The 12,163-nt window shown below is 59.2% G+C and carries 12 protein-coding genes; 4 read left to right on the top strand and 8 right to left on the bottom strand.

Features of this window, described 5'->3' with window-relative positions:
- Positions 1–279: ABC transporter substrate-binding protein (locus GSQ77_RS07955; RefSeq protein WP_158900842.1), on the bottom strand; the 279-nt coding region annotated here is incomplete at its 3' end.
- Positions 280–1,064: 785 nt separating this feature from the next.
- On the opposite strand from GSQ77_RS07955, the gene GSQ77_RS07960 reads away from it, so the two are divergent.
- The 4 genes from GSQ77_RS07960 (at position 1,065) to GSQ77_RS07975 (ending at position 4,747) form a co-directional block, all read left to right on the top strand.
- The gene (locus GSQ77_RS07960; protein WP_158900844.1) at positions 1,065–1,460 is read left to right on the top strand and encodes a DUF3304 domain-containing protein; all 396 of its coding nucleotides are present in this window, start codon (positions 1,065–1,067) and stop codon (positions 1,458–1,460) included.
- A 9-nt stretch (positions 1,461–1,469) separates the two neighbouring features.
- Entirely contained in the window at positions 1,470–3,095 is a 1,626-nt protein-coding gene (locus GSQ77_RS07965; protein WP_158900846.1) for a DUF2235 domain-containing protein, read from the top strand.
- A 99-nt stretch (positions 3,096–3,194) separates the two neighbouring features.
- Positions 3,195–3,677, top strand: coding sequence for a DUF3304 domain-containing protein (locus GSQ77_RS07970; protein WP_158900847.1), 483 nt, complete (start codon positions 3,195–3,197; stop codon positions 3,675–3,677).
- A 155-nt stretch (positions 3,678–3,832) separates the two neighbouring features.
- A complete protein-coding gene (locus GSQ77_RS07975; RefSeq protein ID WP_158900849.1) occupies positions 3,833–4,747 on the top strand; it encodes a glutaminase in 915 nt (304 codons plus the stop codon).
- Positions 4,748–4,839: 92 nt separating this feature from the next.
- Here GSQ77_RS07975 and GSQ77_RS07980 read toward each other — a convergent pair whose 3' ends face one another.
- From GSQ77_RS07980 to GSQ77_RS08010, 7 genes are all read right to left on the bottom strand, one after another.
- Positions 4,840–5,274: a DNA-binding transcriptional regulator gene (locus GSQ77_RS07980; RefSeq protein ID WP_158900851.1), complete on the bottom strand. Its 435-nt coding sequence runs from the start codon at positions 5,272–5,274 to the stop codon at positions 4,840–4,842.
- 7 nt (positions 5,275–5,281) lie between these two features.
- Positions 5,282–5,596: a DUF4258 domain-containing protein gene (locus tag GSQ77_RS29760; protein WP_301951150.1), complete on the bottom strand. Its 315-nt coding sequence runs from the start codon at positions 5,594–5,596 to the stop codon at positions 5,282–5,284.
- Between the two features lie 188 nt (positions 5,597–5,784).
- On the bottom strand, positions 5,785–7,266 hold the full coding sequence (locus GSQ77_RS07990; RefSeq protein WP_158900853.1) for a four-carbon acid sugar kinase family protein: 1,482 nt from the start codon (positions 7,264–7,266) through the stop codon (positions 5,785–5,787).
- A gap of 6 nt (positions 7,267–7,272) precedes the next feature.
- Complete coding sequence (locus GSQ77_RS07995; protein WP_174246412.1) at positions 7,273–8,595, bottom strand: ribulose-bisphosphate carboxylase large subunit family protein; 1,323 nt, start codon at positions 8,593–8,595, stop codon at positions 7,273–7,275.
- The gene (locus tag GSQ77_RS08000) at positions 8,592–9,131 is read right to left on the bottom strand and encodes a VOC family protein (RefSeq protein WP_158900855.1); all 540 of its coding nucleotides are present in this window, start codon (positions 9,129–9,131) and stop codon (positions 8,592–8,594) included. Before GSQ77_RS08000 ends, GSQ77_RS07995 begins: the two co-directional genes overlap by 4 nt.
- Positions 9,132–9,149: 18 nt before the next feature.
- Positions 9,150–11,033, bottom strand: coding sequence for a TRAP transporter large permease subunit (locus tag GSQ77_RS08005; RefSeq protein ID WP_158900857.1), 1,884 nt, complete (start codon positions 11,031–11,033; stop codon positions 9,150–9,152).
- Positions 11,034–11,085: 52 nt separating this feature from the next.
- Positions 11,086–12,126 carry a TRAP transporter substrate-binding protein gene (locus GSQ77_RS08010; protein WP_158900859.1) on the bottom strand — a complete coding sequence of 347 codons (1,041 nt, stop codon included), beginning with the start codon at positions 12,124–12,126 and terminating at the stop codon, positions 11,086–11,088.
- Between the last annotated feature and the right edge of the window lie 37 nt (positions 12,127–12,163).

Raw genomic sequence — 12,163 nt, forward strand, 5'->3', positions numbered from 1 at the left:
TTGACGCGGGTCGGCTGCATCGTCTTGTGCGTCCAGTTCCAGCGTGATCTTCTGGCCGCCGATTGTCAGACCTTTCTTGTTGATTTCTTCGATGGCCAGGCGAGCGCCGTTTTCATTGTCTTTGCCCAGGTGAGCGATACCGCCCGTCAACGGAGCAACGTGACCAATCTTGACTACTTGGTCGGCCAATGCCTGGCTCGCACCGAAAACCATCAGGCTGCTACCTAAGCCCAGCGATACTGCGCTTAACGATACTGCGTGGCGACACTTTGTAGACATGCGCATCTCCGGCTTCCGAGTCGTTATTGTTAGGGCTGCTGCCCGGATTGGGCACAGCCGCTTACATAACGCAAAAACCGGGCCCGGGGGGTGATGGGGGCTGGGGCGGGCATCGCGGGGAATCCACGTACGTGTGCTGTAAAGAAAATGATCCACGTGGTTTTTTTGAATAATGTCCGGGATCTAGACAGCGTAAGGAAAGGGGCTGATTTTGAGGGTGTACCGAAATCGTTCCACGTAACGAATCTGATTTTGGTGTTTCGGACAGTGGCCAGACTGGTGCATTTGCGTTCTTCAAGCCGGTGCATTGGTCCTGTATGTGGATGGTGCGGACGATATTGCCGGTGCGGGATCGTGCGTGCGTGCAGGACAGAGCTGTCGACTCGGGTTTCGAAGGGGTCGTGCAATGATCGCTGCCATTACCGGTACTGGCTCATCCAGATATATCCGGCGACTCCCGAACCAATGAATCTTCGGCGGGGTGTAGTTTGCGCGGAATCCATAGCCGCGTCGATCACGCGATCGTCGTGATCCTCATCCCAATTTATATGATGAATATCCCTTATGCTCGCAACGCACGCGGCCGGGGCGCAACGATGACGATGCTCTAGAAGCTAGAGAGCATCCTGATAGAGGCCCAAATTGCCGAATCGCTTCGCATCCGTTGGATAGGCGTATCGGAGAAAGCAAGGAGATGAGAAATTATCAGATTAAATTTTGTCGCAGTCCTAATATTTATATCGGTAACGATCGCGGCCGTGTCGGGTTGCACAAAGGAACCCTACATGCTTGGGGTAACGGGATACAACTACACCGATCGGGCTGTCGCAGATTTTGCAGTAAACGGTGCGGGTGGTAGCGACATTGTGCTCAGCACGCCAACTTCAGGCGGGGGAAAAATAACGTGCTGTGTCGTCATGAGAAGAGGCACGAAAACGCCATTCTGGATCGAGGTCGAGTACAAAATGGATGCACTGGTTTCCTATTCAACGAGAGAAGAAATTGTACCTGCAGGCCCCCACATAAAAGCTCGCGTGAAAGTTGATGGCCCCATTCCGCCTGACCCTGCATATGTGGAAATCCATTTTTACCAAGACCACATTGAAGCTGCTATTTCAGGGGAGGACGGACCTTCTGCTCCGAGACTCAAGCTCGAACGGCGCTTGCCCTTTATTCGATAGAGATATTTCATGACTATGCCAGATAATACTCAAACTCCTCCAGCGGCTGGCCAGCGCCCACTGACGCTACTTGAGCGTCAGCAACGCGCTGCGGCGATGGCATGCGTTGATCCTGCTATAAAGCCGGGTGTTTCCGACTGCTCGCAATCGCTGTGGATTTCGCTTTTTTTCGATGGTACTGGTAATAACCTAGAGTCCGATAGGGACAAGTTAAAGCACAGCAATGTCGCGCGCCTTTTCTTAGCGCACAAAGAGAACGATGAAAGTACCGGTTGGTATTCGATCTATGTCAACGGGCTTGGGACAGCGTTCCGGGAGATTGGTGAGCTCTCTGCGAGCGTAACCGGCGGCGCTTTCGGGGTGGGCGGCGAGCGACGTTTAAACTGGGCGCGAGCAAAGTTCGACAAGCGAATAGCGATAGCGGAAGCCCGCGCGATGAATCCGAAACATCAAATTCGGATGATCAACGTGGCGCTGTTCGGCTTTTCTAGAGGTGCCGCGCTCGCTCGTGCTTTTGCGGTTCGCCTTGCTGCGGAATGCAAGCGACAAGGTGAAGGATGGCAGTGGCGGGGTCATCCCATCCGTCTGTACTTCATGGGCTTGTTCGATACGGTCGCATCGGCTGGTCTACCCGCTGGGGCGAAGGCCGTGGACCATAGTCCGGCCCTCCAGTTTGGCATCTCCGCAATCTCCAGGGTTTTCCCGCCCGCCATCTCATTGAGGTTTGCCCCAAAGAACGGTCACTACGGATGGGGGGAGCACATCAAGATTCCAGCAATGGTCGAGCAATGTGTTCACTATGTCGCCGCACACGAGGTTCGTGATTCATTCCCGTTGGACTCCGTACGCGATGGTGAGCACTATCCGGCGAACACGGTTGAAGTGGTATATCCCGGCGTCCACTCGGATGTAGGAGGGGGATATGCTCCTGGAGAGCAGACAAGGGCGCTCCAGGATGACGAGAAGTTGAGTCAGGTCCCATTGCTGCATATGCATCGTGCAGCGTGCGTAGCAGGAGTTCAATTGAAAGCGGTTGAAATGCTGGCGCCGGACGTAAAGCCGTACTTTCATCTTGCTGCCAAGACAGCCAGCCTGTTCGACAGCTACCAGAGCAAAGCACAAGCGGGTGGTCCTGTGGAAAAGGCCTTTTCAGATCACCTCTACCAACTTTACCGCGCTCGCAGCTACCTTGCGAAATTGACCCACGATGAGGCTGCACAGACCCGTATTCCGGCGGCGCGAGAGGTCTTGACGCAAACGGGTAACACCGACAAGGTGCCAAAGCTGTTGAAGGAAGTCGCACATATCACGGAAAACGGGATTGCGGTCAATGAAGCGATGTACGTGGCAGAGTACCGAAAGACGGATGGAAAGACGCTAAGCCTGCGAGAGGAGACGCTCGCCCGCGCAAATTTAGATGTCTCGCTGATTACTGGGACGAGCATTGAGAGACAAGCGCTACTCGATTTCTTTGACTATCTGGTTCACGACTCGGTCGCGGGTTTCGGGTCGGATCTTTCGAAACTTGAGAACTGGCGAATGATGTACTTCGGAGACCTCGCTTACGAACCGGCAAACAACTGGAGCTTGGCGGACACGTCGGTGCCGACAGAAAAATTCCAGACGAGCGCCTAGACACTATTTCGTCGATGACTACTCTTTCTGCGCAATTGTTCCTCCGCATGGCCGCGGGAACCCCAGTCCCCCGGCCCTGTCGGGAAAAGTGAGTTTGACGTGAAGAATTCTATCAATTGGATTTCCGTTCTGGGCCTAGGCTTTATTGTCCTCGCGAGCTTGGCGGGTTGTGCAAAAGAGCCCTACATGCTCGGCATTACGGGATACAACTACACCGATCGTGGAGTCGCGGATTTTACGGTGAACGGTGCGGGCGGCGGCGACATTGTGCTTAGCAAACCAACGTCTGGTGGGGGAGGATTGTCGTGTTGCGTTGTCCTGGGAAAAAACACGAAAACGCCGTTCTGGATTAATGTCGAGTACCAGATGGATGCGCTTGAAACCTACAGTCCAAGAAAAGAAATCGCACCGGCAGGCCCTTACATAAAGACCCGTGTAAAAGTTGACGGACCCATTCCCGCTGATCCCGAATATCTGGAGATTCACTTTTACCAAGACCACATCGAGGCGGCTATCACAGGGCGAGACGGCCCATCACCGCCAAGACTGAAATTACAGAGTCGTTCCGACTTCGCAAGATAGATGCTTCGGAGATATGTAATTAGATTTGGCTTTTGGGAAAAGAAAAATTGTAGGTAATCGAAAGGCCGGTGGCGCGTATACGGATGAAAATAGCTTTGGTATTGTCGCAGCATTATATTTAGAGTTTGCCACCGTCCCAGGGCGTTCATCTTCACATGCCATATCAAGCCATACTCGAATCGATCAAACAGGAAGTCGCGCCGCTATTGATGCAAGGGCGTGTGGCCGATTACATCCCGGAACTCGGGTGCGTACCCTGCGATAAATTTGGTATGGCCATCGTGACGCTCTCAGGCCAGACCTATACAGTAGGCGACGCACACGAGACGTTCTCGATTCAAAGTATTTCTAAACTGTTCTCTTGCGTGCTGGCCTTCCAGTTGCTCGAAGAGCAGTTGTGGCAGAGGGTCGGGCGCGAGCCTTCGGGTACCGCGTTCAACTCGCTGGTACAACTCGAATACGAGGGCGGCGTGCCGCGGAACCCGTTTATCAATGCCGGGGCACTGGTGGTTACCGATATCCTCTCAGAACGGTTCGTCCAGGCGGAAACCGCGCTCGTGCAGTTTGTTCGGCGCTTGAGCGGGAATGCCGACATCGATTACAGCCACCGGGTCGCGCAATCGGAACGCGAGCACGCGGAGCGTAATCTGGCGATGGCGCATTTCATGAAGAGCTTCGGCAATTTCCACAATCCGGTTGACCTGGTGATCGACGCGTATTGCCGGCAGTGCGCGATTGAAATGAACTGCGTCGATCTGGCGCGTGCGGTGCTGTTCCTCGCCAACGGTGGCGTGGTGCCATATAGCGGCGAACGGATTTTGGACGCACGCTCGACGAAACGGCTCAGCGCGTTGATGCTCACGTGCGGGACCTACGACGCCGCCGGCGATTTCGTCTATCGGGTTGGGTTGCCGGCGAAAAGCGGTGTGGGCGGCGGCATCGTGGCGGTATTGCCCGGCGAAATGGGCATTTGCGTCTGGTCGCCGGGCCTGGATGCAACGGGCAATTCACTTGCCGGCATACAAGCACTCGAATCGCTGACGACGTTAACGGGCCGTTCGATTTTTTGACTAAAGCGGACCCAACAGGCGCTCGAGCAAATCGACGCCGCCCATCTGTCCGCCTTTAAGCACGATCTCCAGGCCAGCGGGCCTCCGGCTGGTCAAGCCGCCAGCGGTAGCCATCCGTGATCGGTGTCATGAAAGACCAGTTTTTCTTCCTCTTTCCGGTCAAGGTCGGCGGTGCGCTCAATCATCTCTTTGAGCTTGACGTTGCCGTCGATGGTTTCGATGTAGATCGCGCGTAGCATGCGGTCTGCGGTTTTCGGGATCTTGCCGTGTTTTTCCCAAAGCGCGATCGTCTGCTCCGTGGTGCCTATCAGGTCGGCGAGGCGGTGCTGCGACAGGTCCAATTCCTTGCGCAAGAATCGGAATTCGGTGCCGGTGAGATGGCCTTGCTGTGCGAGCGTGCGGCCGATAACTTTGTGCAGGCCGTCTACGTCCTGAATCGACGTTGCCACGCCGTACGCCGTCTTGCGCTGCGTGACGCCGTTTTCGAGCCACACGTTACGCAGCCCGCTTTCCGTGTAGTGGTACATGGCATCCTCAAAAAACAGTGATTACGACGGCCCAATCGCCGTCCTCAGTACGCTCCATCGCCGCAGCTATGCTTACCTGGTCGCCGGCGTTTCGGCGCGTGAGCGTGCATTGCCAGTTGCCTTGCAAATTCGTGTGTGCCGGTTCCGATATCATTCCGTTGCGCAAACAGTCCAATACCTGCAACAGCGTGATTCTTCGCTCGCGCATCCGTTTCTTCGCGTGCGGCGTAATGAAGACGCGGCCCGAATCCTTCGCCGTGTCGCTTATCAGGCGCCGCAGGTTGTGATCGTTCAGACGGAACGAGATTGGCTCGGGTAGCATACCTATAATTATTATAGGTATGCGGCGGAAAAGCAAGCAGTACGGTCGTTGTATGGACGTGTTTTCCGTGCCCGCGCCGGATTTGATGAGCCACTTCGAGGTGGCATCCGGCACCATGGAAGCGAAGGCCGGCACGCACGCAAGCGCTTGAATCGCTGACTACGCTCAGGGGCCGTTCGATTTTTTGACTAAAGCGGACCCAACAGACGCTCGAACAAATCGACGTCGCCCATCTGTCCGCCTTTGAGCACGATCTCCAGGCCGTCGAGGTAGGGGCGATCGGAATGCAAGCGGGACAATGCCACGCCCGGACACACGCTGCTCAGATACGACAGGCCCCAGGCGTCCAACTGTTGCATGGCGTAACTCGAGGTGTCGCCGCCGGCGACGGCCACGCGATGCAGCTGCGTCGTTTCAAGCACGCGACGCAGCAATTGCCCGCAGGCGAGGGCCAAGGTTCTCGGATCGTCGTGGCCGGCGCTTTGCGGTTCGCCGACGCGCCGCGTGAACGCCAATACATGTCGTCCCGCATGCAGTGCTGCGGCGATCGGCTTCAAAATTTCTTCAAGGTAGGCGGACGCTGCGTTGCCACACAGTTGCTCGGGCGCAAGCTCGATTTTCTCGAACGCGTTGGCGTGGGCAATCTGTTGCGCCGTGAGCGGCGAGAGGCTGCCTGCGAGAATGAAAACGGGACCTTGCGCAGCGGCAGGAACGCGTGGCACGTCCCGTCGATTTCCGGGCTCCGGTTCAAACTTCGGCTCAGCTTGCGGCTCTATTCCCGGTTCGATTTCCAGCTCGACTCCCAGCTCGACTCCCAGCTCGATTTCCAGCTTGGTTTTCGGCTCGGCTTTCAGTTCCAACGCTAGCGAAGTCCCGGCGAGCGCGTGCGCCACGCTGCTTGCGCCAACTATCAGCATTGGCGAGCGTCGTGCATGAGGCGCGATCAATTCGCCGATCAACGGCAAATGGGCCGCTTCGAGCGCATCGAACAACACCGCATCGGGATGCTGCGCGAGTTGCCCGTCGAGCACGGCGACCCGTTCCGAGAGTGGTCGCACATACGTCGTGCAGTCCACCAGCGCCACGTGCCGCAACCCCTGCGCTTGCAAATGAAGCCGCAGATCGCCTTCATCCATCGGCGTAACCGGATGGCGGCTCATGGTCGGATGACGATCGATCCGATAGAGCGTCGACGCGGCGCTGGCTGCTGCAAACAGATTGCCGAACACACAGTAGCGTCGCAGGTCCGGTTGGCCGCCGATGATAGTGACCAGCGGATTGGGAAAACTACGGCGCAGCACATTGATGGCAATACCGATGCTGCCGGTACGCGGTGAGCTATCGAAGGTCGAGCACACTTTGTAGTGCAGAACCCGTACCCCGAGTGCCGCGAATGCGGCACCGACCGGACCCAGCTCGGCTTCGAGCGCTTGAGGTCCCATTGAGCGCGCGGTACCAGCCACACCCACGGCATCGAGCGGTCCAGCCGCGCTTAACTGCTCGGCAGTTGGCATCGCCATGAACAGGATCGCGCGCAGGCCGGCGCGCGCCAGATGGGCGAGCGTATCGGTGGCTCCGGTGAAATCGTCGCCATAGTAGCCATACCACGGCGAGGGCGAGGATGAAGACGAGGCCGCGACATTGCCGGCTGCCGGGAGCGTAGTCGTCATGCCGCTTTACTTACCCGGCTTACCGAAAAATTCCAGCGCGCGCCGCAGTTCCGGCGCATGGGCTGCGAAGGCCGCCAAGCTCACGCCGCACTGCGTCGCTTCCCACGCCTGCCGCAAGCTGGTGACGCCTGCTGCTGGCCCATCCGGATGCGCAAGAATGCCGCCCCCCGACATGAACAGCAAGTCGGTCGAACCGATCGCCTCGAAGGTGGCGGGCACCGTGCCGGCCCATTGGCCCGAGGAAAATGCCGGCATGACCGTATCGTCGACGCCCTCGCACAAGGGCGTCACGCAATCGCGGGCCGACGCAATCACCTCGGCGTTGTCCTGCGCGAACTTACCGTCCAGGCCATGCACGTGCATATGATCAACGCCAGCCAGGCGCCAGAGCGTCTGGTAAGCCTGAAACGACATCCCCAGCGCCGGGTCGCGCGACATCATGCCGAAGCCGTTGCGGTGGGCGTGCAAGACCAACGGGGTACTACGCCGTAGCGACTGGATTGCAGAAAAACCGCACCAGTTGATGCTGGCCATGACGCAACTGCCGCCTTCGCGTTCAACGAGTTCTGCATGACGGCGCATCGCATCGAGGTCATCGGTGATATTGAACGCCACCATGACGTGGCGCCCCGTGCGTTCTTGATAGCGACGCACTTGCGCCATCACCGCGGGCACGCGCTCGGCTAGCGGCGCCTGAGCGGGATCGGCACACACCTCGTCGTCCTTGATGAAATTCACGCCCGCTTCGCACAGGCTGGCGACCAGCTCGGCGATCTGCTCGGTGGAGAGTCCGACGTTGGGTTTAATGATGGTGCCGATCAGCGGGCCGGTTTCCACCTGCGTGATCCGGCGCGTGCCGGCGATGCCGTGCCGCGGCATCTCGAAGCGGGCCCGGTAGGCCACCGGAAGCCGCATGGCCAGCAGGCGCATGCCCGTGACTTCGCCCAGATCGTAGAGATTGCCCGCGACCGTGGCGGCCAGCGTCGGCAAATTAGCGCCGATGTTCTCCACAGGAAATGACAGCGTCACCCGTGCGCGGTGCCAGGGGCCGCCGATGCGTTGCCGTTCGAGCCACGCATTGCTCAAGCTGGGCCGCAGTGCCGGTTCGAGCATTTCAATGCGTTCGACCTGGGCACGGCTGCGCTCGCGCAGCGCATCGCTTTCACCGGCGACGCGCACAAAGGTGCCGCACGATTGCTCACCCGCCATCACCTCGGCCACTTTCGCCATGTCGAGCGGCGTCTCGACCAGGTAATCGGCTTCCAGGCGCTCGGCGTTTTGCAGCCGGTCCAAGGTTGCCAAGGCCGCCAAGGTTCCAGTAGCGCTCATAAGGTACTCAGGTCGGGGAACGGGCGGATCGGGTCGTGGCCATCCCAGCCCACCGATGCCGCGCGGATCATGTCGAACATCTTGCCCTTGGCGCCAGCCACTTCGGACAGCTCGATCACGGTGCCCGGATGGAACTCCGTATCGAAGTACACAAAGCGGCCATTCTTGCCCACTTCGCCGCTCATCGCGACTTTGAAACCTTGGCCTTCCAAGCGCGCCAGGTCCGCGTCGAAATCGGTGGTCCAATACGCATTGTGTTGCAGCCCGGTATGGCCGGCGCGCAGGAAATCGCGATACATCGAGGGCACATCGTTGCGTGTCTGGATCAGCTCAACTTGCAGCGGTCCCGAGTTGGCAAGCGCCACCGAGTTGTGCACCTCATACGATTGCCCACGGTAGGTGTAGTTCTCGACCGGCACCTTTTCTTTATAGAACCAGGGGCCTACGCCCAGCACACGGCTCCAGTAATCCATGGCGGCTTCGATATCGCGCACGACATAACCAGCCTGGCGAATTTCGCCAAAGTATCGACTCATGAGGGTTCTCCAGATTGATTAAAGAAAGCCGGTCGAGATCCAGGGGATCGCTGCGATCGCGAGCAAGCCGAGCAGCAGTGCGCCCAGGTAGCCGCCGATATAGCGCATCCCGGCATCCGGACTGACGCGGCTGATGGCGCAGGCCGAGTAATAGCCGACGCCGAAGGGCGGGGAAAACAGGCCGACGCCCATCGATAGAATCACGACGATGGCGTAGTGGATTTCGTTGACGCCGACTTGCCGGGCAATCGGAAACAGCAACGGGCCGAACAGCACGATCGCCGGAATGCCTTCCAGCACACTGCCCAGCATGATGAACACCACGATGGAAATCAGCAGGAAGCCCAGTGCGCCGCCCGGCATATTGCCGATCAGGTTCGCCAGGTCTTGCGAGAAACCCGATTGCGTGAGAGCCCAGGCCATCGAGGTGGCGCAACCGATGATGAAAATGATGGCGCCCGAAAGTGTCGCCGCTTGAACCAGCATTGGCCGCACGCGGCGCCAGTCGAATTTGCGATAAACCAGCAAGCCAATGACGACCGAATAAGCGATGCCTATGGTCGACACTTCAGTGGCCGTGGCGACTCCTTCGACTACCGCCGTGCGTATCACCACCGGCAACGCGAGCGCCGGCAGCGAGACGAGCAGCAGCCGGCCGATCTCCTTGCGCGCATAGCGTTTCACGCCGCTGAGGTCTTCGCTGCGGTTGCGCATCCAGACCACCGCGCACAGCAACACGGCCAGCAACATGCCGGGCAACAGACCCGCCGTGAAGAGCGCCGAAATCGATAGGCCCGTGACCGATCCTATGGTGATGAGCACGATGCTCGGCGGGATGGTTTCGCTCTGCGCGCCCGTGGTGGCCAACAGCGCCACCAGATCGCCTTCCTTGGCGCCGCGCTGTTTCATCTCGGGGAACAGTACTGGAGCGATCGCGGCCATATCTGCGACCTTCGAGCCCGAGATGCCCGACACCAGATACATCGCGCCGATCAGCACATACGACAGGCCGCCGTGCAGATGACCGACGAGGCTGGCGAGGAACTGGATCATCGCGCGCGCCATGCCGGTCATTTCGATCAGCAGCCCCAGAAACACGAACAAGGGCACGGCCAGCAGCACCAGGTGCGACATCCCTTCATCCATTCTGCCGACGATGATTTCGAGCGGCGTGAAGGTTGTTAGCCCCAGATAACCGAAGGTGGCGAGCGCAAACGAGAACGCGATCGGCACGCCGGAAAACACGCAGCAAGCGACGATGCCGACGAAAAAGATCACCAGATTGATTTTGCCCAGACCGGCAAACCACGGCCCGGCCGCGACGATGCCGCCGACCAGCAGCGCCGTGAGCAACAACGCCGCCACGATATGGCGCGGCCGGCCAACGGTGAGCAGACGCAAGACGCCGAGCGTGAGCATCAGCAAGACACCTACGGGCAACGCGAGCGCATGCCACGCGTTGCTGATCTCCAGCGCGGGCGTGAGGATGGCGGCTTCCCCGCTTGCATAGTCGAACGCCGGCGCGATGACCAACAACAGGAACGCCAGCGACGCGCACAGTGAGACCGTTTCCATCAACACCTGAGTGCCGGGCGCGCAACGCGAGACCAGCGCCGTCATGCGCATGTGTTCGCCGCGTCGCAAAGCCAGCGCTGCACCGAACATCGACAGCCAGAGGAACATCATGCTGGCCAGCTCGTCGGACCAGACCAGCGGTTGTTGGAAGACGTAACGGCTCACTACGCCAGCCAGCAGTACACCGATTTCAGCCAGCAGCAGCAAGGCCGCACCGCTTTCGATTGCGACTGTCAGGCCGCGATCGAGGTGGCCCAGCCAGCGCCGCAGGCCGTGAGTGGCCGGGAGCGCTGCCGGGGGCGAAACGGTATAGATGGGATTAGACATAGCGACGGATCTGCCGGGTGGGGTGGCTCAAGCAAGTGGCTTAGGCGCTGGCTCAGGCGAGTTTGCCGACCGACTGCTCGAGCAGGCCCCACGCTTGCGCACCGAAGCGGCCTTGCCATTCCTTGTAGAAGCCTGAGCTGCGCAACGCCGCGCGGAACGAGTCGGGCGCGGGACGGTTGATGACGAGTCCCTTGCTTTGCAGATCGGCGACGGCCGCATCGTTGAGCTTGCGCACGTCGTCGCGCTGCTTGAGCGCCGCTTCGTTGAACGCGCCCGAGACGATCGCTTGCAGATCCGGCGAAAGACGGCCCCAGGCACGCGGGTTGAGCACGAACCAGAAGCCGTCCCAGATGTGGTTGGTCAGCGAACAATACTTCTGCACCTCATACAACTTCGCGACTTGCACGATGGGTAGCGGATTTTCCTGTGCATCGACGATGTGCGTTTGCAGCGCAGTGTAGACCTCGCTGAACTGCAGGCTGGTCGGCGAGGCGCCCAAGCCTTTGAACATATCGATACTCAAGGGGCTGACCGGCACGCGGATCTTCAGGCCCTTCATGCTCTGTGCGTCGGTGATCGGCCTGTTGCCCGTGGTGGTCTGGCGAAAGCCGTTGTCCCACATGCGCTCGAACGTTTCGAGGCCGGCCTTGGACAGCGTGGCACGCACCAATGCGCCGAGCTTGCCGTCCATCGCGCCCCACACCTGGTTGTAATCGCTGAAGGCGAAGCCGACCGCGTTGATCGCGGCCACCGGAGCCAGGGTCGAGACGACCAGCGCGGAGGGCGTGAACATCTCGATGCCGCCGCTTCTGACCTGCGAGAGCATGTCGGTGTCACCGCCGAGCTGGTTGTTCGGGAAAATGTTGATCGCGACGCGGCCTTTGGTCTGCTCGAGAATCTTGTTTGCAGCTTCCTGCGAGCGCACGTTAAGCGGATGCGTCACCGGCAGGTTGTTGCCGTACTTCATGACGAATTCGGGGGTCGCGGCTTTGACGATGGCGGGGAACCCTAATGTTCCCAACGCCCCGACCGCCCCGATCGCGGGGCCGGCGGCGAGGGCGCGCAAAACGGCACGTCTTGAGAGATTGGTCATGCTGGTCTCCATTCTTATAATGATGGACAATTGATGT

It is taken from the genome of Burkholderia sp. L27(2015) (assembly GCF_009765705.1).
GTDB lineage: Bacteria > Pseudomonadota > Gammaproteobacteria > Burkholderiales > Burkholderiaceae > LMUX01.